The organism is Rhizobium sp. SG2393, from assembly GCF_042610495.1.
Lineage (GTDB): Bacteria > Pseudomonadota > Alphaproteobacteria > Rhizobiales > Rhizobiaceae > RU20A.
On sequence record NZ_JBHGAP010000001.1, the window covers coordinates 390,586 to 412,337 of the forward strand.

General features: G+C 61.2%; 32 protein-coding genes. All 32 read left to right on the forward strand.

The annotated features are described in order from the left end of the window. The first annotated feature begins 464 nt into the window (after positions 1-464). Positions 465-836: a 30S ribosomal protein S12 gene (gene rpsL / locus ACED18_RS01865; protein WP_003507760.1), complete on the forward strand. Its 372-nt coding sequence runs from the start codon at positions 465-467 to the stop codon at positions 834-836. An 84-nt stretch (positions 837-920) separates the two neighbouring features. After that, positions 921-1,391 (forward strand): 30S ribosomal protein S7, encoded by a 471-nt coding sequence (rpsG, locus tag ACED18_RS01870; RefSeq protein WP_149736829.1) that lies wholly within the window; start codon positions 921-923, stop codon positions 1,389-1,391. A gap of 30 nt (positions 1,392-1,421) precedes the next feature. Then, positions 1,422-3,521 (forward strand): elongation factor G, encoded by a 2,100-nt coding sequence (gene fusA, locus ACED18_RS01875; RefSeq protein ID WP_377288465.1) that lies wholly within the window; start codon positions 1,422-1,424, stop codon positions 3,519-3,521. 87 nt (positions 3,522-3,608) lie between these two features. Beyond that, positions 3,609-4,784, forward strand: coding sequence for an elongation factor Tu (gene tuf, locus ACED18_RS01880; RefSeq protein ID WP_377288445.1), 1,176 nt, complete (start codon positions 3,609-3,611; stop codon positions 4,782-4,784). A gap of 292 nt (positions 4,785-5,076) precedes the next feature. Continuing rightward, on the forward strand, positions 5,077-5,385 hold the full coding sequence (gene rpsJ, locus ACED18_RS01885; protein ID WP_003507767.1) for a 30S ribosomal protein S10: 309 nt from the start codon (positions 5,077-5,079) through the stop codon (positions 5,383-5,385). A 163-nt stretch (positions 5,386-5,548) separates the two neighbouring features. Further along, positions 5,549-6,235, forward strand: a complete 687-nt coding sequence (gene rplC, locus ACED18_RS01890) for a 50S ribosomal protein L3 (RefSeq protein WP_149736831.1) — start codon at positions 5,549-5,551, stop codon at positions 6,233-6,235. A 14-nt stretch (positions 6,236-6,249) separates the two neighbouring features. Continuing rightward, the gene (gene rplD / locus ACED18_RS01895; protein ID WP_377288468.1) at positions 6,250-6,870 is read left to right on the forward strand and encodes a 50S ribosomal protein L4; all 621 of its coding nucleotides are present in this window, start codon (positions 6,250-6,252) and stop codon (positions 6,868-6,870) included. Next, positions 6,867-7,160, forward strand: a complete 294-nt coding sequence (locus ACED18_RS01900) for a 50S ribosomal protein L23 (protein WP_377288470.1) — start codon at positions 6,867-6,869, stop codon at positions 7,158-7,160. The genes rplD and ACED18_RS01900 overlap by 4 nt, the downstream gene beginning before the upstream one ends. An 11-nt stretch (positions 7,161-7,171) precedes the next feature. Next, positions 7,172-8,008, forward strand: coding sequence for a 50S ribosomal protein L2 (gene rplB, locus ACED18_RS01905; RefSeq protein ID WP_377288472.1), 837 nt, complete (start codon positions 7,172-7,174; stop codon positions 8,006-8,008). A gap of 15 nt (positions 8,009-8,023) precedes the next feature. Continuing rightward, complete coding sequence (rpsS, locus tag ACED18_RS01910) at positions 8,024-8,302, forward strand: 30S ribosomal protein S19 (RefSeq protein ID WP_023517272.1); 279 nt, start codon at positions 8,024-8,026, stop codon at positions 8,300-8,302. A gap of 2 nt (positions 8,303-8,304) precedes the next feature. After that, complete coding sequence (rplV, locus tag ACED18_RS01915) at positions 8,305-8,694, forward strand: 50S ribosomal protein L22 (protein ID WP_149736835.1); 390 nt, start codon at positions 8,305-8,307, stop codon at positions 8,692-8,694. After that, positions 8,694-9,434, forward strand: coding sequence for a 30S ribosomal protein S3 (gene rpsC, locus ACED18_RS01920; RefSeq protein WP_149736836.1), 741 nt, complete (start codon positions 8,694-8,696; stop codon positions 9,432-9,434). Before rplV ends, rpsC begins: the two co-directional genes overlap by 1 nt. A gap of 38 nt (positions 9,435-9,472) precedes the next feature. Then, a complete protein-coding gene (gene rplP / locus ACED18_RS01925) occupies positions 9,473-9,886 on the forward strand; it encodes a 50S ribosomal protein L16 (RefSeq protein ID WP_149736837.1) in 414 nt (137 codons plus the stop codon). 12 nt (positions 9,887-9,898) lie between these two features. Then, positions 9,899-10,099 carry a 50S ribosomal protein L29 gene (gene rpmC, locus ACED18_RS01930; RefSeq protein ID WP_149736838.1) on the forward strand — a complete coding sequence of 67 codons (201 nt, stop codon included), beginning with the start codon at positions 9,899-9,901 and terminating at the stop codon, positions 10,097-10,099. A gap of 12 nt (positions 10,100-10,111) precedes the next feature. Next, positions 10,112-10,351 (forward strand): 30S ribosomal protein S17, encoded by a 240-nt coding sequence (rpsQ, locus tag ACED18_RS01935; RefSeq protein ID WP_149736839.1) that lies wholly within the window; start codon positions 10,112-10,114, stop codon positions 10,349-10,351. Between the two features lie 269 nt (positions 10,352-10,620). Continuing rightward, complete coding sequence (gene rplN, locus ACED18_RS01940; RefSeq protein ID WP_007770138.1) at positions 10,621-10,989, forward strand: 50S ribosomal protein L14; 369 nt, start codon at positions 10,621-10,623, stop codon at positions 10,987-10,989. A gap of 13 nt (positions 10,990-11,002) precedes the next feature. Continuing rightward, on the forward strand, positions 11,003-11,314 hold the full coding sequence (rplX, locus tag ACED18_RS01945; protein ID WP_377288477.1) for a 50S ribosomal protein L24: 312 nt from the start codon (positions 11,003-11,005) through the stop codon (positions 11,312-11,314). Beyond that, the gene (gene rplE, locus ACED18_RS01950; protein WP_377288479.1) at positions 11,307-11,864 is read left to right on the forward strand and encodes a 50S ribosomal protein L5; all 558 of its coding nucleotides are present in this window, start codon (positions 11,307-11,309) and stop codon (positions 11,862-11,864) included. Before rplX ends, rplE begins: the two co-directional genes overlap by 8 nt. Positions 11,865-11,897: 33 nt before the next feature. Then, on the forward strand, positions 11,898-12,203 hold the full coding sequence (gene rpsN / locus ACED18_RS01955) for a 30S ribosomal protein S14 (protein ID WP_149736842.1): 306 nt from the start codon (positions 11,898-11,900) through the stop codon (positions 12,201-12,203). Positions 12,204-12,215: 12 nt separating this feature from the next. Continuing rightward, positions 12,216-12,614 carry a 30S ribosomal protein S8 gene (rpsH, locus tag ACED18_RS01960; protein ID WP_377288482.1) on the forward strand — a complete coding sequence of 133 codons (399 nt, stop codon included), beginning with the start codon at positions 12,216-12,218 and terminating at the stop codon, positions 12,612-12,614. Between the two features lie 42 nt (positions 12,615-12,656). Further along, the gene (gene rplF / locus ACED18_RS01965; protein WP_377288484.1) at positions 12,657-13,190 is read left to right on the forward strand and encodes a 50S ribosomal protein L6; all 534 of its coding nucleotides are present in this window, start codon (positions 12,657-12,659) and stop codon (positions 13,188-13,190) included. 12 nt (positions 13,191-13,202) lie between these two features. Next, positions 13,203-13,565, forward strand: a complete 363-nt coding sequence (gene rplR / locus ACED18_RS01970; protein WP_149736845.1) for a 50S ribosomal protein L18 — start codon at positions 13,203-13,205, stop codon at positions 13,563-13,565. Between the two features lie 128 nt (positions 13,566-13,693). Beyond that, on the forward strand, positions 13,694-14,263 hold the full coding sequence (rpsE, locus tag ACED18_RS01975; RefSeq protein WP_149736846.1) for a 30S ribosomal protein S5: 570 nt from the start codon (positions 13,694-13,696) through the stop codon (positions 14,261-14,263). 12 nt (positions 14,264-14,275) lie between these two features. Beyond that, positions 14,276-14,479: a 50S ribosomal protein L30 gene (gene rpmD, locus ACED18_RS01980; RefSeq protein WP_377288487.1), complete on the forward strand. Its 204-nt coding sequence runs from the start codon at positions 14,276-14,278 to the stop codon at positions 14,477-14,479. A gap of 13 nt (positions 14,480-14,492) precedes the next feature. Continuing rightward, a complete protein-coding gene (gene rplO / locus ACED18_RS01985; RefSeq protein WP_377288489.1) occupies positions 14,493-14,969 on the forward strand; it encodes a 50S ribosomal protein L15 in 477 nt (158 codons plus the stop codon). Positions 14,970-15,201: 232 nt separating this feature from the next. Next, positions 15,202-16,545, forward strand: a complete 1,344-nt coding sequence (gene secY / locus ACED18_RS01990; protein WP_377288491.1) for a preprotein translocase subunit SecY — start codon at positions 15,202-15,204, stop codon at positions 16,543-16,545. Beyond that, positions 16,542-17,192, forward strand: a complete 651-nt coding sequence (locus tag ACED18_RS01995) for an adenylate kinase (RefSeq protein WP_377288493.1) — start codon at positions 16,542-16,544, stop codon at positions 17,190-17,192. Before secY ends, ACED18_RS01995 begins: the two co-directional genes overlap by 4 nt. Positions 17,193-17,468: 276 nt before the next feature. Then, positions 17,469-17,837, forward strand: coding sequence for a 30S ribosomal protein S13 (gene rpsM / locus ACED18_RS02000; protein ID WP_149736851.1), 369 nt, complete (start codon positions 17,469-17,471; stop codon positions 17,835-17,837). Positions 17,838-17,962: 125 nt separating this feature from the next. Beyond that, the gene (gene rpsK, locus ACED18_RS02005) at positions 17,963-18,352 is read left to right on the forward strand and encodes a 30S ribosomal protein S11 (protein ID WP_003536496.1); all 390 of its coding nucleotides are present in this window, start codon (positions 17,963-17,965) and stop codon (positions 18,350-18,352) included. Between the two features lie 106 nt (positions 18,353-18,458). Beyond that, positions 18,459-19,469 carry a DNA-directed RNA polymerase subunit alpha gene (locus ACED18_RS02010; RefSeq protein ID WP_377288497.1) on the forward strand — a complete coding sequence of 337 codons (1,011 nt, stop codon included), beginning with the start codon at positions 18,459-18,461 and terminating at the stop codon, positions 19,467-19,469. Positions 19,470-19,515: 46 nt separating this feature from the next. Continuing rightward, a complete protein-coding gene (gene rplQ, locus ACED18_RS02015; protein ID WP_377288499.1) occupies positions 19,516-19,941 on the forward strand; it encodes a 50S ribosomal protein L17 in 426 nt (141 codons plus the stop codon). A 459-nt stretch (positions 19,942-20,400) separates the two neighbouring features. Then, entirely contained in the window at positions 20,401-21,657 is a 1,257-nt protein-coding gene (locus ACED18_RS02020) for a ferric reductase-like transmembrane domain-containing protein (RefSeq protein WP_377288501.1), read from the forward strand. The last annotated feature ends 95 nt before the right edge of the window (positions 21,658-21,752 follow it).

The following is a 21,752-nucleotide window of genomic DNA, read 5'->3' on the forward strand; positions in this document are numbered from 1 at the left end:
TCTCTCCAGTTTTCGACTCGCCCGGAGGGGGAGGGGAATCGCTTGTGTGTCTTGAAGATGCGTTACCGCCCGTGACGCTGTTTTGACACCGCAAACGCGCCGCATATTCCTCCAATGCCGGGATCAAAGCCCGCAAATGCCGAGATTCTTTGGCCGCGCGCGCCGATCCGCCCTTGACGCAACGGGTTGAAATCAGTACACCGCGCGCCATCAGGGCCCATGCGGGGCAGGGTGTTTTTGGGCTTTTCGGCGCAGCACACCGCTTCAAACAGGTCCAGAACAAACGCTGACGACGAAAAGTGCTGCTCGCACGACGCCAAAATCAGGGCGTCCTCTGCTTTTGACAGGGGCCATCCGCAGGCAAGCGGATAGGCCCTCGTTTTGCGCATTTTGATGACGTACGCAAGCCGGCGACGGCACCGACCCGCCCGCAAGGGTAACGACACGAATTAAGGGATGGTTATATGCCTACCGTAAACCAGCTGATCCGCAAGCCGCGTCAGGCACAGGTCAAGCGCAACAAGGTTCCTGCCCTGCAGGAAAACCCGCAGAAGCGTGGTGTTTGCACCCGCGTTTATACCACGACCCCGAAGAAGCCGAACTCGGCTCTGCGTAAGGTCGCCAAGATCCGCCTGACGAATGGCTTCGAAGTCATCGGCTACATCCCGGGCGAAGGCCACAACCTTCAGGAACACTCCGTGGTCATGATCCGCGGCGGCCGCGTGAAGGACCTTCCGGGTGTGCGTTACCACATCATCCGCGGCGTTCTCGATACGCAGGGTGTGAAGAACCGCAAGCAGCGCCGCTCCAAGTACGGTGCAAAGCGTCCGAAGTAAGCCTTCGGTACGAAACGATTTCCGGGCGCTGCGCGAGGTTCTCCGCGTGATAAAGCGCCGCCAACCATTGAAGAGACGAGAAGTATGTCCAGACGCCATAAAGCAGAAAAGCGCGAGATCAACCCGGATCCCAAGTTCGGTGACCTCGTCGTCACGAAGTTCATGAACGCCATCATGCTGCACGGCAAGAAGTCCGTCGCCGAAACCATCGTCTACGGTGCGTTCGACGTCGTTCAGACCAAGACCAAGCAGGAGCCGATCGGCGTTTTCCATTCTGCTCTCGACAACATCGCCCCGCACGTCGAAGTCCGTTCGCGTCGCGTCGGTGGTGCCACCTACCAGGTTCCGGTCGATGTGCGTCCGGAGCGCCGTCAGGCTCTCGCCATCCGTTGGCTGATCGCCGCAGCTCGCAAGCGCAATGAAACCACCATGGTCGATCGCCTGTCCGGCGAACTCATGGATGCCGCCAACAACCGCGGCAGCGCAGTGAAGAAGCGCGAAGACACCCACAAGATGGCCGACGCCAACCGCGCCTTCTCGCACTACCGCTGGTAATCGACGAACGCCTTTCGAAAGGACGCCTTCATGGCCCGCGAATATAAAATCGAAGACTACCGCAACTTCGGCATCATGGCTCACATCGATGCCGGCAAGACGACGACCACTGAACGCATCCTCTACTACACCGGCAAGTCCCACAAGATCGGCGAAGTCCATGACGGCGCTGCCACGATGGACTGGATGGAGCAGGAGCAGGAACGCGGCATCACGATCACGTCCGCTGCGACCACGACCTTCTGGAAGGGCCGTGACGGCAAGATGCGCCGCTTCAACATCATCGACACCCCCGGCCACGTCGACTTCACCATCGAAGTCGAGCGTTCGCTGCGCGTTCTCGACGGTGCGATCGCCCTTCTCGACGCCAACGCCGGCGTTGAGCCGCAGACGGAAACCGTCTGGCGTCAGGCCGAGAAGTACAACGTTCCGCGCATGATCTTCTGCAACAAGATGGACAAGACGGGCGCCGACTTCTACCGCTCCGTCTCGATGATCAAGTCGCGCCTCGGCGCGATCCCGGTCGTCATGCAGCTCCCCATCGGTGCAGAAACCGAGTTCAAGGGCGTCATCGACCTCATCGAGATGAACGCGCTCGTCTGGCGCGACGAATCGCTCGGCGCCCAGTGGGACGTCGTCGAGATCCCGGAAGACATGCGTGACCAGGCGGAAGAATACCGCGAAAAGCTGATCGAGACGGTCGTCGAAGCCGATGAAGCTGCGATGGAAGCCTATCTCGAAGGCGTCATGCCCGACAACGACCAGATCCGTGCGCTCGTCCGTCGCGGCACGATCGATGTGAAGTTCCACCCGATGTTCTGCGGCACTGCCTTCAAGAACAAGGGCGTTCAGCCGCTGCTCGACGCCGTCGTGGACTACCTGCCGTCGCCGGTCGATATTCCGGCCATCAAGGGCATCGACGTCAAGACCGAAGCCGAGATCGAGCGTCACGCAGACGATGCCGAGCCGCTCTCCATGCTCGCCTTCAAGATCATGAACGACCCCTTCGTCGGTTCGCTCACCTTCGCCCGCATCTACTCCGGCAAGCTCGAGAAGGGTTCGTCGGTCATGAACACGGTCAAGGAAAAGCGCGAGCGCGTCGGCCGCATGCTGCAGATGCATTCGAATTCCCGTGAAGACATCGAAGAAGCCTTCGCCGGCGACATCGTGGCTCTCGCAGGCCTCAAGGAAACCACGACGGGCGATACGCTCTGCGATCCCCTGAAGCCGGTTATCCTCGAGCGCATGGAATTCCCCGAGCCGGTCATCCAGATCGCCATCGAGCCGAAGTCCAAGGGCGACCAGGAAAAGATGGGCCTCGCGCTCAACCGTCTGGCAGCGGAAGACCCGTCCTTCCGCGTCAAGACCGACGAGGAATCCGGCCAGACGATCATCGCCGGCATGGGCGAACTTCACCTCGACATCATCGTTGACCGCATGCGTCGCGAGTTCAAGGTCGAAGCCAACGTCGGTGCTCCGCAGGTTGCCTACCGCGAGACCATCACGCGCCTGACCGAAAAGGACTACACGCACAAGAAGCAGACCGGTGGTACCGGCCAGTTCGCCCGCGTGAAGCTCGTTTTCGAACCGAACCCGGACGGCGAAGACTTCAAGTTCGAATCGAAGATCGTCGGCGGTGCTGTTCCCAAGGAATACATCCCGGGCGTTCAGAAGGGCATCGAAAGCGTTCTGTCCGCTGGTCCGCTGGCCGGCTTCCCGATGCTGGGCGTCAAGGCGACCCTCATCGACGGCGCCTTCCACGACGTGGACTCCTCGGTTCTGGCCTTCGAAATCGCCTCGCGCGCCTGCTTCCGTGAAGCATCCCGCGAAGCCGGCGCCCAGCTTCTGGAGCCGATGATGAAGGTTGAAGTCGTGACGCCGGAAGACTATGTCGGCGACGTCATCGGCGACCTGAACTCGCGTCGTGGCCAGATCCAGGGCCAGGAACAGCGCGGCATCGCGATCGTCATCAGCGCGCATGTGCCGCTGGCGAACATGTTCAAGTACGTGGACAACCTGCGCTCCATGTCGCAGGGCCGCGCCCAGTACTCGATGGTCTTTGATCACTATGCGCCGGTTCCGAACAACGTGGCGCAGGAAATCCAGGCCAAGTATTCCGGTCAGAAGTGACCGGAATACCCCGATAAGAACTGCTGAATCAGTCAGAACAATCCCCCGCCAAGGGGGCCCCTCCGGGGGCAGATAGGAGAGCCGGAAATGGCAAAGAGCAAATTCGAGCGCAACAAGCCGCACGTCAACATCGGCACGATCGGCCACGTTGACCACGGCAAGACGTCCCTGACGGCTGCGATCACGAAGTACTTCGGCGAGTTCAAGGCGTATGACCAGATCGACGCCGCTCCGGAAGAAAAGGCCCGTGGTATCACGATCTCGACGGCGCACGTCGAGTACGAGACGGCCAACCGTCACTACGCTCACGTTGACTGCCCCGGCCACGCCGACTACGTCAAGAACATGATCACCGGTGCTGCCCAGATGGACGGCGCGATCCTGGTGTGCTCGGCCGCTGACGGCCCGATGCCGCAGACGCGCGAACACATCCTGCTGGCCCGCCAGGTTGGCGTTCCCGCCATCGTCGTGTTCCTGAACAAGGTCGACCAGGTCGATGACGCCGAACTCCTCGAGCTCGTCGAGCTTGAAGTGCGCGAACTGCTGTCGTCCTACGACTTCCCCGGCGACGACATTCCGATCGTCAAGGGCTCGGCTCTGGCCGCTCTGGAAGATTCCAACAAGACGATCGGCGAAGACGCGATCCGCGAGCTGATGGCTCAGGTCGACGCCTACATCCCGACGCCGGAACGCCCGATCGACCAGCCCTTCCTGATGCCGATCGAAGACGTGTTCTCGATCTCGGGCCGCGGTACGGTTGTGACGGGTCGCGTTGAGCGCGGTATCGTCAAGGTCGGCGAAGAAATCGAAATCGTCGGCATCCGTCCGACGACGAAGACGACCTGCACGGGCGTTGAAATGTTCCGCAAGCTGCTCGACCAGGGCCAGGCCGGCGACAACATCGGTGCGCTGCTGCGCGGTGTGAACCGTGACGGCGTGGAGCGTGGCCAGATCCTGTGCAAGCCGGGTTCGGTCAAGCCGCACAAGAAGTTCAAGGCCGAAGCCTACATCCTGACGAAGGAAGAAGGCGGCCGTCATACGCCGTTCTTCACGAACTACCGTCCGCAGTTCTACTTCCGCACGACGGACGTGACGGGTATCGTGACGCTTCCGGAAGGCACGGAAATGGTGATGCCGGGCGACAACGTCACGGTTGACGTCGAGCTGATCGTTCCGATCGCGATGGAAGAAAAGCTGCGCTTCGCCATCCGCGAAGGCGGCCGCACCGTCGGCGCCGGCATCGTCGCCTCGATCATCGAGTAATTTGGTGCCTGGCGGCGAGGTTTCCTTGCCGCCAGACCCTCTATTGCTGGGCGAAGCACGCGGGTTTTGACCGTGTGCCTCTCGAATTGACGGAAGGGCAAAATATTTGTCCTTCCGCGGGCGTCCGAGCATTGTATCGGGCGCCGATTCCGTATATGTGGCGGGTCGTTTTGTGAGATTACCGACAGGGTGCTTCGCTCCCTGTGATCTTTGAAGCAGCAGCACCCGGATTACGAAATGACGAACCGCCTCGTCTCGAGGCATTCGCTTAACAAGAATAAGGACAAGTCGAATGAACGGCCAAAATATCCGCATCCGCCTCAAGGCGTTTGATCATCGGATTCTTGACGCCTCGACGCGGGAAATCGTTTCGACGGCCAAGCGCACGGGCGCTTCGGTCCGTGGTCCCGTGCCGCTGCCCACGCGCATTGAAAAGTTTACGGTCAACCGTTCGCCCCACGTGGACAAGAAGAGCCGTGAACAGTTCGAAATGCGCACGCACAAGCGCCTTCTCGATATTGTTGACCCGACCCCTCAGACCGTCGATGCGCTGATGAAGCTCGACCTGGCTGCCGGCGTGGACGTCGAGATCAAGCTCTAAGAATTCCGGCGAGAGCCGAAATAACAAGGAAGGTACGTGGCAGGTCCTGCCAACGACTTCTCGAAACGGGAAACCTGAAAGTCTGGAAGGGCTCACAGGAATCCTTAAACAAGAGGCAAGCCGGTTCTCCTGAGCCGGCAGCGACTCTCAAGAGGAATGAACCATGCGTTCAGGTGTGATTGCACAGAAAGTGGGAATGACCCGCGTCTATAACGACGCCGGCGAGCATATCCCGGTGACGGTCCTGCGGTTGGAGAACTGCCAGGTCGTTGGCCAGCGGACGGAAGAGAAGAACGGCTACACCGCTGTTCAGCTCGGCGCGGGCCAGAAGAAGGTCAAGAACGTTTCCAAGGCGCTGCGCGGCCATTTCGCTGCTGCCAGCGTCGAGCCCAAGGCCAAGGTCGTCGAGTTCCGCGTATCGACCGACAACCTGATCGACGTCGGCTCCGAGCTGACGGCTGCCCACTTCGTCGCCGGCCAGCTGGTCGACGTCACCGGCACCACGATCGGTAAAGGCTTTGCCGGCGCCATGAAGCGCCACAACTTCGGCGGTCTTCGCGCCACGCACGGTGTGTCGGTTTCGCACCGCTCGCACGGTTCGACCGGTAACAACCAAGATCCGGGCAAGGTCTGGAAGGGCAAGCGCATGGCCGGCCACATGGGCCAGACCCGCGTCACCACCCAGAACCTGGAAGTCGTCTCCACCGACGAAGACCGTGGTCTCATCCTCGTGAAGGGCGCCGTGCCCGGTTCCAAGGGTGCCTGGATCGTCGTCCGCGACGCCATCAAGTCGGGCACTCCGGAAGGCGCTCCGCGCCCGGCCGGCCTGCGCGCTGCAGAAGCTAAGTAAGGGAGCCGGATCACATGGATCTCACCGTCAAAACCCTCGAGGGCAAGGACGCGGGAAAGGTTTCCCTTTCTGACGCCATTTTCGGCCTTGAGCCCCGCGAAGACATCATTGCCCGCGTCGTTCGCTGGCAGCTTGCCAAGCGCCAGCAGGGCACGCACCAGACCAAGACCCGCGGCGAAGTCTCCCGCACGGGCGCCAAGATGTACAAGCAGAAGGGCACCGGTCGCGCCCGCCACCATTCGGCACGCGCTCCGCAGTTCCGCGGCGGCGGCCGGGCTCATGGCCCCGTGACCCGCAGCCACGCCCATGACCTGCCCAAGCAGGTTCGTGCGCTCGGCCTGCGCCACGCACTCTCCGCAAAGCTGAAGTCGGAAGACCTGATCGTCGTTGATGACCTCGTCGCGGCCGACGCCAAGACCAAGGCCCTGACCGGTGTGTTCGCATCGCTCGGCCTGACCAACGCGCTGATCATCGGTGGCGCCGAGCTCGACAACAACTTCAAGCTCGCTGCCAAGAACATCCCGAACGTGGACGTTCTGCCGATCCAGGGCATCAATGTTTACGACATCCTGCGCCGCGGCAAGCTCGTGCTGTCCAAGGCTGCGGTAGAAGCCCTTGAGGAGCGGTTCAAGTGACGGATCTTCGCCATTACGATGTGATCGTGTCTCCCTCGATCACCGAAAAGTCGACGCTGGTCTCCGATCATAACCAGGTCGTCTTCAACGTCGCCAAGCGCGCCAGCAAGCCGGAAATCAAGGCCGCCGTCGAAGCTCTATTCGGCGTCAAGGTCACGGCTGTGAACACGCTGGTCCGCAAGGGCAAGGTCAAGCGCTTCCGCGGCTTCATCGGCAAGCAGCAGGACGTCAAGAAGGCCATCGTCACGCTGGCTGAAGGCCAGACGATCGACGTCTCCACCGGTCTTTGAGGATAAGAACAATGGCATTGAAAAGCTTCAATCCGACGACCCCGAGCCAGCGCCAGCTGGTCATCGTGGATCGGTCTTCGCTCTACAAGGGCAAGCCGGTCAAGGCGCTGACCGAGGGTCTTACCAAGAGCGGTGGACGTAACAACCTCGGCCGCATCACCGCCCGCTTCATCGGCGGCGGTCACAAGCGTACCTACCGCCTGGTCGACTTCAAGCGTCGCAAGTTCGACGTCGAAGGCACGGTCGAGCGTCTGGAATACGACCCGAACCGCACGGCCTTCATCGCGCTCATCCGCTACACGGATGGCGAGCTGGCCTACATCCTGGCTCCGCAGCGTCTGTCTGCCGGCGACAAGGTCATCGCGTCCACCGGCGCCGTTGACGTCAAGCCCGGCAACGCCATGCCGCTCGCCTACATCCCGGTCGGCTCCATCATCCACAACGTGGAAATGAAGCCCGGCAAGGGTGGCCAGATCGCCCGTTCGGCTGGTGCCTATGCCCAGCTCGTCGGTCGTGACCAAGGCATGGCGATCCTTCGCCTGAACTCGGGCGAACAGCGCCTCGTTCACGCCTCGTGCCTCGCTTCCGTTGGCGCCGTTTCCAACCCGGACCACGGCAACATCAACGACGGCAAGGCCGGTCGTACCCGCTGGCGCGGCAAGACCCCGCACAACCGCGGTGTCGTCATGAACCCGGTCGACCACCCGCACGGCGGTGGTGAAGGCCGCACCTCTGGTGGCCGTCACCCGGTTTCTCCGTGGGGCAAGCCGACCAAGGGCAAGCGTACGCGTTCGAACAAGTCGACCGACAAGTTCATCATGCGTTCGCGCCATCAGCGCAAGAAGTAAGAGGATAGTCTAGATATGGCTCGTTCAGTTTGGAAAGGTCCGTTCGTCGACGGCTATCTTCTCAAGAAGGCTGAGAAGGTTCGTGAAGGCGGCCGCAGTGAAGTGATCAAGATCTGGAGCCGTCGCTCCACGATCCTGCCGCAGTTCGTGGGTCTCACCTTCGGCGTCTACAATGGCTCGAAGCACATCCCGGTGGCCGTCAATGAAGACATGGTCGGCCACAAGTTTGGTGAATTCGCTCCCACCCGGACCTATTATGGTCACGGTGCGGACAAGAAGGCGAAGAGGAAGTAACAATGGGCAAGGCTAAAGCCGAACGCCGGCTCAAGGACAACGAGGCGCAGGCCGTTGCGCGCACGATCCGCGTCAGCCCGCAGAAGCTGAACCTCGTCGCGGCCATGATCCGCGGCAAGAAGGTCGATCGCGCCCTGGCGGAACTGGAATTCTCGCGCAAGCGGATTGCAGACACCGTCAAGAAGACGCTCGAAAGCGCAATCGCCAACGCCGAGAACAACCATGATCTCGACGTGGATTCGCTGATCGTCGCCGAGGCATTCGTCGGCAAGTCGATCGTCATGAAGCGCTTCCATGCCCGCGGTCGCGGCCGTGCATCGCGCGTCGAGAAGCCCTTCTCGCACCTGACGATCGTCGTGCGCGAAGTCGAAGCCAAAGGGGAGGCCGCATAATGGGTCAGAAAATCAATCCGATCGGTTTCCGCCTCGGCATCAACCGTACCTGGGACAGCCGCTGGTTCGCCGACAACGCCGAATACGGCCAGCTGCTGCATGAAGACCTGAAGATCCGCGCCTACCTGATGAAGGAACTCAAGCAGGCCGGCATCTCCAAGGTGGTCATCGAGCGCCCGCACAAGAAGTGCCGCGTCACGATCCACTCGGCTCGCCCGGGTCTCATCATCGGCAAGAAGGGTGCGGACATCGAGAAGCTTCGCAAGAAGATCTCCACGATGACCAACTCCGAAACGCACCTCAACATCGTTGAAGTGCGCAAGCCGGAAGTGGATGCGACGCTGGTTGCCCAGTCGATCGCCCAGCAGCTCGAGCGCCGCGTGGCTTTCCGCCGCGCCATGAAGCGCTCGGTTCAGTCGGCCATGCGTCTTGGCGCCGAAGGCATCAAGATCACCTGCGCCGGCCGCCTGGGTGGCGCTGAAATCGCCCGTACCGAATGGTACCGCGAAGGCCGCGTTCCGCTGCACACGCTGCGCGCCGACATCGACTACGGTACGGCTGAAGCCGAAACCGCATTCGGTATCTGCGGCATCAAGGTCTGGATCTTCAAGGGCGAAATCCTTGAGCACGATCCGATGGCCTCCGAGCGTCGCGCAAGCGAAAATGATGCACAGGGTCCCGCAAGCCGCGAACGTGGCGACCGCGGTGACCGTGGCGACCGTCGTCGTGAAAACGCGTAACAGTCGCGTTTGGCAGCCAATATCGGAGAAGTAAAAAAATGTTGCAGCCAAAGCGTACAAAGTACCGCAAGCAGTTCAAGGGCCGCATCAAGGGCGTCGCAAAGGGCGGTTTCGACCTGGCCTTCGGCGAATTCGGCCTGAAGTCTCTTGAACCGAACCGCGTCAACGCACGCGAGATCGAAGCGGCCCGCCGCGCGATCACGCGTTACATGAAGCGTGCCGGCCGCGTCTGGATCCGTGTGTTCCCCGACGTGCCGGTGACGGCAAAGCCCACCGAAGTCCGCATGGGTAAGGGTAAGGGTTCGGTCGAATACTGGGCATGCAAGGTCAAGCCCGGCCGGATGATGTTTGAAATCGACGGCGTCAACGAAGAAATCGCCCGCGAGGCGCTTCGTCTCGGTGCTGCGAAACTCTCTGTCAAGACGCGCTTCGTGCAGCGTATCGCAGAGTAAGGAGTAAAGCCGATGAAAGCCGCAGATGTTCGGGCATTCAGCCTCGACCAACTCAACGACGAGCTCGCCAAGCTGAAGAAGGAGCAGTTCAACCTGCGCTTCCAGCAGGCCACCGGCCAGCTCGAAAAGCCCTCGCGCATCACCGAAGTCCGCAAGGACATCGCGCGCATCAAGACCATTGCCCGCCAGAAGGCGGCAGAAGCCAAGGCCTAAGGACCAAGAAAAATGCCGAAACGCATTCTGCAGGGCACCGTCGTCTCCGACAAGAACGACAAGACTGTGGTCGTCCGGGTCGAGCGTCGATTCGCTCACCCGATCTTCCAGAAGACCGTCCGCCGCTCCAAGAAGTACAAGGCCCACGACGAAGCCAACCAGTTCAAGGTTGGCGACGTGGTGTCGATCGAAGAGTGCGCGCCGATCTCCAAGGACAAGCGCTGGGTCGTCATTTCGGCCGCCCAGGCCTGATTTCTCGGGTTTTCGAGGCGAGGGGCTCTTGCCCTTCGCGCGAAAATCGGTATGAAGAGCCGCAAGGACGCTCGGTGCATTCGAGCGTCTTTTGCTTTTAGCGCACGGAAGGTCCCGGCCGGAGGTTCCCCGAACCCGATGGTCCCTTGGGAAACCACCTTGGCAACGATCGATCCCGCGCGAAAACATGAACTTTCATAAGCTGGAACAGGGGGCTTCCTTATCCGGGATGCCCAACCGGTCCGGTCACAACAAGAAGGCGACCTGACATGATTCAGATGCAAACAAACCTCGACGTGGCGGATAATTCCGGCGCACGTCGTGTCATGTGCATCAAGGTGCTGGGCGGCTCCAAGCGCAAGTACGCTTCGATCGGCGACATCATCGTCGTATCGATCAAGGAAGCCATCCCGCGCGGCCGCGTGAAGAAGGGTGACGTGATGAAGGCGGTTGTGGTTCGCACCGCCAAGGATATCCGTCGTCCCGATGGCAGCGTGATTCGCTTTGACAACAACGCAGCCGTCCTCATCGACAACAAGAAAGAGCCGATCGGCACCCGTATCTTCGGACCGGTTCCGCGCGAACTTCGCGCCAAGAACCACATGAAGATCATCTCGCTGGCTCCCGAAGTACTGTAAGGAGCGAAACGAGATGCAGAAGATTCGCAAGGGCGACAAGGTCGTCGTTCTCACCGGTAAGGACAAGGGCCGCACCGGTGAAGTTCTCCAGGTTCTGCCGAAGGAAGACCGTGCGGTCGTCCGTGGCGTGAACGTCGTCAAGCGCCATCAGCGCCAGACCCAGACCCAGGAAGCCGGCATCATCTCCAAGGAAGCCTCGGTTCACCTGTCCAACCTCGCCATCGCCGACCCCAAGGACGGCAAGCCGACCCGCGTCGGTTTCAAGATCGAAGGCGAGAAGAAGGTCCGTGTGGCCAAGCGTTCGGGAGTAGTGATCGATGGCTGATACCGCATACGAGCCGCGCCTGAAGAAGATCTATCAGGAGCGCATCCGCAAGGCTCTGCAGGAGCAGTTCTCCTACAGCAACGAAATGCAGATCCCGCGCCTGGAAAAGGTCGTGATCAACATGGGCGTTGGCGAAGCAACCGGTGACTCCAAGAAGCCGACCGTTGCTGCTGCCGACCTCGCAGCGATTGCCGGCCAGAAGCCGGTCATCACCCGCGCACGCAACTCCATCGCTGGCTTCAAGGTCCGCGAAGGCATGCCGATCGGCGCCAAGGTGACGCTGCGCGGCGCCCGCATGTTCGAGTTCGTCGATCGCCTGGTCAACATCGCGCTGCCGCGCGTTCGCGACTTCCGCGGCCTGAACCCGAAGTCCTTCGACGGTCGTGGCAACTTCGCCATGGGCATCAAGGAGCACATTGTGTTCCCGGAGATCAACTACGACAAGGTTGATCAGATGTGGGGCATGGACATCATCGTTTGCACGACGGCACAGACGGACGACGAAGCACGGGCTCTTCTGAAAGAGTTCAACTTCCCGTTCCGCCAGTAACCGTAACGACAAGCGTATAGAAGGATAACTGAGATGGCGAAAACGAGCGCAGTTGAAAAGAACAAGCGCCGCCGCAAGCTGGTTTCCCAGCACGCCGCCAAGCGCGCCGCGCTGAAGGCCGTGATCATGAACCAGTCTCTTTCGATTGAAGAGCGTTTCAAGGCGACCCTCAAGCTGGCATCGCTTCCGCGTGATGGCTCGAAGACCCGCGTCCGCAACCGTTGCGAAGTCACCGGTCGCCCGCGTGCATTCTACCGCAAGCTCGGGATGTCGCGTATCGCGCTTCGCGAGCTGGGCAACTTCGGCAAGGTGCCGGGCGTTGTGAAGTCGAGCTGGTAAGGAGACGGGCACATGACCATGACTGATCCTTTGGGCGATATGCTCACCCGCATCCGCAACGGCGCTGCCCGCCGGAAGTCCTCGGTTTCGACCCCGGCTTCCAAGCTGCGCGCCCGCGTTCTCGATGTTCTCCAGGCCGAAGGTTACATCCGCGGCTATTCCGAAGTCGCTTTCGACAACGGCAAGTCGGAGCTCAGCATCGAGCTGAAGTACTATGAAGGCGCATCGGTGATCCGCAAGATCGACCGTGTGTCCAAGCCGGGCCGCCGAGTCTATGTCTCGGTGAAGTCCATCCCGCAGGTCGCGAACGGCCTCGGCATCACCATCCTTTCGACCCCGAAGGGCGTGATGGCCGATCACCAGGCACGCGAACAGAATGTTGGTGGCGAGGTTCTCTGCTCTGTCTTCTAAGGCAGCGCAGAGATCTCCCTAGCGAACAGACAGGATAAAAACATGTCTCGTATCGGTAAAAAGCCCGTTCAGGTTCCGGCAGGTGTAACCGCGTCGGTCGACGGCCAGAAGGTCACTGCAAAGGGCCCCAAGGGCGAGCTGGTTTTCGTCGCAAACGACGAAATCAAGCTGGCAATGGAAGATGGCGCCGTGTCGGTTCAGCCGGCAAACGACAGCAAGGATGCTCGTTCGAAGTGGGGCATGTCCCGCACGATGATCGAGAACATCTTCAAGGGCGTCAAGGACGGCTACGAGCGCAAGCTCGAAATCAACGGCGTCGGTTACCGCGCGTCCATGCAGGGCAAGAACCTGCAGCTGGCGCTCGGCTTCAGCCATGACGTTGTGTATGAGCCGCCGCAGGGCATCACGATCGCTGTTCCGAAGCCGACTGAAATCATCATCACCGGCATCAACAAGCAGCAGGTCGGCCAGGTCGCCGCCGAGATCCGCGAATACCGCGGTCCGGAGCCCTACAAGGGCAAGGGCGTCAAGTATGCCGAAGAGCGGATCGTCCGCAAAGAAGGCAAGAAGAAGTAAGGATCACGCGAAATGGCTAGCAGGAAAGATACCCTCGCGCGTCGCGCCGCTCGCGTGCGCCGCCACATCAAGTCGGTCGCCAACGGTCGTCCGCGCCTGTCGGTTCATCGCTCGTCGAAGAACATCTACGTACAGGTTATCGACGACGTTGCCGGCAAGACGCTCGCCGCTGCCTCGACGCTGGAAGCGTCGCTGCGTGGTTCGCTCAAGACCGGTGCTGACGTTGCCGCTGCTGCGGAAGTCGGCAAGCTGATCGCCGAGCGTGCCTCCAAGGCCGGTGTGAAGGAAGTCGTGTTCGATCGCGGCGCCTTCATCTATCACGGCCGCATCAAGGCACTGGCAGAAGCTGCCCGCGAAGGCGGCCTGAGCTTCTAACATTTTTCCGGCCGGGTAACCGGCCGGAACTCACCGGGCCGCGATAGGCCGTTGCCTCCAGGCAACGTTACCTCGCGGCCTTGATCCATGTCAGCCGTTTGAACCGGAAAAGAAAAAGGTAAAGGACAATGGCACAGGAAAAGCGGGCACCGCGCGAAGATCGCGGCAGCCGTGAAGAACGCGACAGCGAGTTCGTCGACAAGCTGGTCGCCATCAACCGCGTCGCCAAGGTGGTGAAGGGTGGCCGTCGTTTCGGCTTCGCAGCCCTCGTCGTCGTTGGTGACCAGAAGGGCCGCGTCGGTTTCGGCCACGGCAAGGCACGTGAAGTGCCGGAAGCCATCCGCAAGGCAACCGAAGCTGCCAAGCGCGACCTGATCTTCGTTCCGCTGCGCTCCGGCCGCACGCTGCACCACGACGTGCACGGCCGCCACGGCGCCGGCAAGGTCCTGCTGCGCGCTGCCAAGCCCGGTACCGGTATCATCGCCGGTGGCCCGATGCGCGCCGTTTTCGAAACGCTCGGCATGCATGACGTCGTCGCCAAGTCGACCGGTTCGTCGAACCCCTACAACATGGTTCGCGCCACCTTCGATGCCCTGAAGAACCAGCAGCACCCGAAGGACATCGCGGCACAGCGTGGCATCAAGTATGCAACGCTCCAGGCTCGTCGCGCTGCCGCCGGCGTCGCCTCCGAAGAATAAGGAGTTTCGACCATGGCCAAGAAGGAAGCAGCAAAGAAGACCCTGACCGTCAAGCAGATCGGCAGCCCGATCCGCCGCCCGGCCATTCAGCGCCAGACGCTGATCGGCCTCGGTCTGAACAAGATGCACAAGGAACGGACGCTGGAAGACACGCCGGCCGTGCGTGGCATGATCCGCGCCGTCCAGCACCTCGTCGCCGTCGTCGACGAGAAGTGAGGGAGTGGGTTCTATGAAGCTCAACGAAATCAAGGACAATGAAGGTTCTACCAAGAACCGCAAGCGTCTCGGCCGCGGTATCGGCTCGGGCTCCGGCAAGACCGGTGGTCGCGGTGTGAAGGGTCAGAAGGCCCGTTCCGGCGTTGCCATCAACGGTTTTGAAGGCGGCCAGATGCCCATCTACCGTCGTCTGCCGAAGCGCGGCTTCAACAACATCTTCGCCGCCGACTACGCCGAGGTTTCCCTCGGCCGTATCCAGGCTGCGATCGATGCCAAGAAGCTCGATGCTGCCGCTACGATCGACGGCGCTGCCCTCAAGGCAGCCGGCGTCATCCGTCGCGTCAAGGACGGCGTTCGCGTTCTCTCGGGCGGCGAACTGACCTCGAAGGTCACGCTCGAAGTCGTCGGCGCCTCCAAGGCCGCCGTCGAGAAGGTCGAGAAGGCCGGCGGCGCGGTCAAGCTGCCCGTCGCTGCAGAAGCTTCGGAATAAATTGAAAATGAGGGCCGCCCGGGCTTTTCTTCCGGGCGGCCTTGCTCCCATATGTGAGCCTCACGGATCAGGCCGTCGGACCCTTCGCCGGCCGGGTTGAACGGAAACCGCGTAGAGGCACGCGCCTGCGATACCAGCAGACGTCTTCGCGCCGGTTCTCCTTTACGAAATCAATCGCCTCTTCGGAGATGCCGGTCATTCCGCCTCCGAAACAGGTCAGGCGGAGATACGCATGGCGTCTGCAGCGGAACAGCTCGCATCCAATCTCAATTTCTCGACTTTCGCCAAGGCGGAAGATCTGAAGAAGCGGCTCTGGTTCACGCTTGGAGCGCTCCTCGTCTATCGCCTCGGGACGCATATCCCGCTTCCCGGCATCAATCCCGACGCGGTCGCCAACGCCTTCCAGAGCCAGGCGGGCGGCATTCTCGGTGTCTTCAACATGTTTGCCGGCGGCGCCGTCGAGCGCATGGCGATTTTCGCGCTGGGCATCATGCCCTACATCTCCGCCTCCATCATCGTGCAGCTCATGACGTCGGTCATCCCGGCACTCGAGCAGCTGAAGAAGGAAGGCGAGCAGGGCCGCAAGATCATCAACCAGTACACCCGCTACGGTACGGTTTTCCTCGGCACGCTGCAGGCCTATGGCATCGCGGTCGGTCTCGAGAGCGGCAATGGCCTCGTGCTCGATCCAGGCTGGTTCTTCCGCGTCTCCACCGTCATTTCGCTGCTCGGTGGCACGATGTTCCTGATGTGGCTCGGTGAACAGATCACCTCGCGCGGCATCGGCAACGGTATTTCGCTGATCATCTTCGCGGGCATCGTCGCCGCGCTGCCGAAGGCCATGGCCGGCACGCTCGAACTTGGCCGCACCGGCGCGTTGTCCACGCCGCTCATTCTCGGCGTCCTCGTCATGGTAGTCGCCATCATCGCGCTGATCGTCTTCGTCGAGCGCGCGCAGCGTCGTCTTCTGATCCAGTATCCGAAGCGGCAGGTCGGCAACCGCATGTTCCAGGGCGACACCTCGCACCTGCCGCTGAAGCTGAACACCGCAGGCGTTATTCCGGCCATCTTCGCCTCGTCGCTGCTGCTGCTGCCGGCCACGCTCGCCGGTTTCACCAACACGTCGAACCTGCCCACCTGGGCGACCGCGATCATCGCGTCGCTCGGTCACGGCAAGCCGATCTATATCGCGCTTTATGCCGCGCTGATCGCCTTCTTCGCCTTCTTCTACACGGCGATCGTCTTCAATCCGAAGGACACGGCCGACAATCTGAAGAAGCATGGCGGCTTCATTCCGGGCATCCGTCCGGGCGAGCGTACGGCCGAGTACATCGACTACGTGCTGACGCGCATCACCGTGCTCGGCGCGATCTACCTGATCGTCGTCTGCGTCTTCCCGGAAATTCTCATCGCTGAGGCAGGCGTGCCGTTCTACCTTGGTGGTACGTCGCTTTTGATTGTTGTCAGCGTCACCCTTGATACGGTAGCACAGATTCAAGGCCATCTGATCGCCCAGCAATATGAAGGGCTGATCAAGCGCTCGAAGCTGCGCGGGGGCAAAAGGGGAGGACGATGAGACTTATTCTGTTAGGACCGCCGGGCGCGGGGAAGGGAACCCAGGCCCAGCGGATCGTGGAGAAGCACGGCATTCCGCAGCTCTCCACGGGGGACATGCTGCGTGCCGCCGTCTCGGCCGGCACGGAGGTCGGCAAGCAGGCCAAGGCCGTCATGGACGCCGGCAAGCTGGTTTCGGACGATATCGTCAATGCGATCGTCTCGGAGCGAATCGACCAGGCCGACTGCGCCAACGGCTTCATCCTCGACGGCTATCCGCGCACGCTCGTGCAGGCCGATTCGGTCGAGGCCATGCTGTCCGCGAAGGGCATCGAGCTTTCCGTCGTGATCGAGCTGCGTGTCGAGGACGAAATCCTCGTTGGCCGTGTCTCGGGTCGTTACACCTGCGCCCAGTGCGGCGCCGGCTATCACGATGAAAACCTGAAGCCGAAGGTGGAGGGCGTTTGCGACAAGTGTGGCTCGACCCACTTCAAGCGCCGCGCCGACGACAATCCGGAGACGGTCCGCACCCGCCTCCAGGCCTACTACAAGGATACCTCGCCGCTGATTGGCTACTATCATGCCAAGGGCAAGCTGAAGTCGATTGACGGCATGGCCGATATCGACAAAGTGACGGCGGATATCGAAGCGATTCTCGCCTCGATCTGAGATGGGGCCGGCGTGACGCCGCTACCCGCCTGTTGCCTGGACACGTCCATCGCAGGGTAAAATAGTCGGGCCGAAAGGTTGCATTCGCGCAGCCTTTCGGTTATGGACCGCACCAACTCGCGACATTTTTGCGATCGGCGCGGACTTCCATATCGAGGAATCCGGGCGCGGTCGTTTTCGACGTGTCGCGGACACCAGTTGTTGAACGAGTGGCCGAAAGGCTGCGTAACGAAAATCCCCATGCCGGATGGCAGCGGGAAGGCAAGGAGAAGAGACGTGGCACGTATCGCTGGCGTCAACATCCCGACGGCGAAGCGCGTAGTCATCGCGCTGACCTATATTCACGGGATCGGCCCGAAATTTGCACAGGAAATCATCGAGAAGGTCGGTATTCCGGCCGATCGCCGCGTGCATCAGCTCACGGACGCAGAAGTCCTGCAGATCCGCGAAACCATCGACCGCGATTACCAGGTCGAGGGTGACCTGCGTCGCGAAACCTCGATGAACATCAAGCGTCTGATGGACCTCGGCTGCTACCGCGGCCTGCGTCATCGCCGCTCGCTGCCGGTCCGCGGCCAGCGCACGCACACCAATGCCCGCACCCGCAAGGGTCCGGCAAAGGCAATCGCGGGCAAGAAGAAGTAATTTCTGGGCGAATAGCGATTGGCGAATAGCGAATAGAGACAGTCTATTCGCTATTCGCTGTTCTGTTCGCTCCGAAGGTGGAGCCGCTGGCATTACGGCGGCGAAGAGATCAGGAAAGGTATAAAATGGCCAAGGAAGCCACACGCGTCCGTCGTCGCGAACGCAAAAACATCACGTCTGGCGTCGCTCACGTCAATTCGTCGTTCAACAACACGATGATCACCATCACCGATGCACAGGGCAATGCGATTGCCTGGTCGTCGGCCGGTGCAAAGGGCTTCAAGGGTTCGCGCAAGTCGACCCCGTTTGCTGCCCAGATCGCTGCGGAAGACTGCGCCAAGAAGGCCCAGGAACACGGCATGAAGTCTCTCGAAGTCGAAGTTTGTGGTCCGGGTTCCGGCCGTGAATCGGCTCTGCGCGCCCTCCAGGCTGCCGGCTTCATGATCACGTCCATCCGCGACGTGACCCCGATCCCGCACAATGGCTGCCGTCCGCGCAAGAAGCGTCGCGTCTGATCAGTGCATTCATCGGAGCCGGTCGTCACGGTTCGCCGTGGCGGTCAGGCGCTTCAGGGCTCGGCCGTCACGATTGGATGGTGGCGGCGAACGGAAGGCAAAATACATGATCCAGAAGAACTGGCAGGAACTGATCAAGCCGAACAAGGTCGAGTTCACCTCTTCCGGCCGGACCAAGGCGACGCTCGTCGCCGAGCCGCTGGAGCGGGGCTTTGGCCTCACGCTCGGCAACGCGCTGCGGCGCGTGCTTCTGTCGTCGCTGCGCGGTGCTGCCGTGACGGCGGTGCAGATCGATGGCGTTCTGCATGAATTCTCGTCGATCCCGGGTGTTCGCGAAGATGTCACCGACATCGTCCTGAACATCAAGGAAATCGCCATCAAGATGGATGGCGACGACGCCAAGCGCATGGTCGTGCGCAAGCAGGGTCCGGGCATCGTGACCGCCGGCGACATCCAGACGGTCGGCGACATCGAGATCCTGAACCCGAACCATGTGATCTGCACCCTCGACGAGGGCGCGGAAATCCGCATGGAATTCACGGTCAACAACGGCAAGGGCTATGTTCCTGCCGACCGCAACCGTTCCGAAGACGCTCCGATCGGTCTCATCCCGGTCGACAGCCTCTACTCGCCGGTCAAGAAGGTCTCCTACAAGGTCGAAAACACCCGCGAGGGCCAGGTTCTCGACTATGACAAGCTGACCATGTCGATCGAGACGGACGGTTCCGTTACCGGTGAAGACGCCATCGCCTTCGCCGCCCGCATCCTCCAGGACCAGCTGTCGGTCTTCGTCAACTTCGACGAGCCGCAGAAGGAAACCGAAGAGGAATCGGTTACCGAGCTCGCCTTCAACCCGGCGCTGCTCAAGAAGGTAGACGAACTCGAACTGTCGGTCCGTTCGGCAAACTGCCTGAAGAACGACAACATCGTCTACATCGGCGACCTGATCCAGAAGACGGAAGCCGAAATGCTGCGCACGCCGAACTTCGGTCGCAAGTCGCTGAACGAGATCAAGGAAGTGCTCGCCTCCATGGGCCTGCACCTCGGCATGGAAGTACCGGCCTGGCCGCCGGAGAACATCGAAGATCTCGCCAAGCGTTACGAAGACCAGTACTAACACGTCAAACTGCAGGCTCGCAGTCTGCAAGTGAAGGAGAAAAACAATGCGTCACCGCAAAGCCGGTCGCAAGCTGGGGATGACCGCCAGCCACCGCAAGGCGATGTTTGCCAACATGGCTGCCTCGCTCATCGAGCATGAACAGATCGTCACGACCCTGCCGAAGGCGAAGGAAATCCGTCCGATCGTCGAGAAGCTGGTCACCCTCGGCAAGCGCGGCGACCTGCACGCTCGCCGCCAGGCCATCTCGCAGATCCGTGACGTTGCCGTCGTTTCGAAGCTGTTCGATGCGATCGCAACCCGCTACGCCACCCGCAATGGCGGCTACCTGCGCATCATGAAGGCCGGCTTCCGCCACGGCGACAACGCCGCCATGGCCGTCATCGAGTTCGTCGACCGCGACACCTCGGCCAAGGGCGCCAAGGATGCCGCCCGCGTGGCTGCCGAAGCCGAAGCTGCCGAAGCCGCGTAATTCGCTGCAAGCGACAGGGATGATTGCAAACGCCGGGCCGAAAGGTCCGGCGTTTTCGCGTTTTAAGCATCTGTCCTGAAAGTGTCTCGGCTTCGGAAGAAAGATACGCAAAGGCAAGATGTTAAAGCAGTCGCGTGAATTCCGAATCAGGCGGCAGGCTGTAGCAGCAGCAAGGATCCGGCAGCCAGCTGCGTCGGTTTGGCTGGAGGTTGCCGGGCAGGGGATGGCTGGCAGGATCTGCAGTCCGGGAGGGATCAGGTGAGGCGCGGGGCGCGTTCAAACAATCGATCCGCACCTACGTTTCTTCGATGTCTCGAATGTAGACATTCAACCCGAAGAAAACTGGTCGCTCTTTGATCTTCCTCACAAATGCAGTTGACGAATGTGCGGCCTGTTGCCAGTCTTTCCCTCGGGGAACAGGCGCGCTTGCGCCACGTAGATTTGGGGGCAGGCGTAGTCATGGGCGCCGTTATTGTCTGGGCATTGATTGTGTTTGCGGGGTTGCTAACGGTCTTTTCGCCCGTCAGCGCAACCAATCTCGAGACGACGATCTCGCTGATGGCCTCATCCATGGCCTTTGTCGGCATGGCGATCGCACAGTTTCTCGCCACGCGGCCGCCCTTCATTGAGCCCTATTTCGGTGGCCTCGACCGCATCTACCAGCTGCATCGCAAGATCGGTATCTCCGTGCTGGTATTCATTCTCGTGCACTATTTCGTCACCCCGAATTTCAAGGGGCTGGCGCTGACGAGCGGGCTGAACGAGATCGCCGCCGACTTCGGCAATTACGCCTTCTACGGTTTCGTGGTGCTGCTGGCCCTGAGCCTGATCAAGGTGGTGCCGCGTACCAAGTTCGAGTTTCCCTACCATATCTGGCGGTGGAGCCACCGGCTGATCGGCGTGCTCTTCATTCTCGTCGCCTTCCACCAGATGTTCATCAAGCGCCCCTATGACGGCACGGCGCTGGTTGCGACCTACCTCAACATCTTCGCGCTGCTTGGCATTGCAAGCTACATCTACACGCAGGCGCTGCCCTGGATTCGCACGCGCGCCTACACGGTCTTCGATGTGGTGCGCCATGATGGCGCGACGATCATTTCGGCGCGTCCGGTCAGCCGCCCGCTGAAGGCCAAGCCCGGCCAGTTCGGCTTCTTCCGCGTCAACAAGCCGGGCCTGCGCGAGCCGCATCCCTTCACCATCGCCGGTATCGACGATGATGGCACGGTGCGCTTCGCCATCAAGGCGCTCGGTGACTACACCAAGGCGTTGCGAGAGGCCGTGGCCGTGGGTGACAGCCTGACGCTCGAAGGCGGCTACGGCCATTTCAACCATCGCCGCGGCGGCAAGAAGCAGATCTGGCTTGCCGGCGGCATCGGCGTCACGCCCTTCCTCGCCATGGCCAGCCGCCTGAAGGGCGACGAAGGCCAGGATATCCACATGGTCTACTGCGTGCGCGACCGCAATGAGGCGATCGGGCTTGAGACCTTTCAGGCGCAGGCGGAGAAGCTGGCGAATTTCAGCTTCGTGCTGCATGATTCGGCCGTGGATGGGCGCCTCGATGCCGCCAAGCTCGCGGCGAAGAGCGCCGTTGATCCCGCTGAATCCGATCTTTGGTTCTGCGGCCCGCCACCGCTGCGCATGGCGATCGAGAAGGGCCTGGCGGAGCTTGGCAAGAAGCCGCGCCGGGTCGAGTTCGAGCAGTTCCAGTTCCGCTGAGACGCTGTCGGCCGGCCTTCATGTTCCCGCGGGAACGGCGGTATCGGCCCCGAAATGCTGATGTCAGACGTGTTTCTTTGAAAAGGAGGGCATGC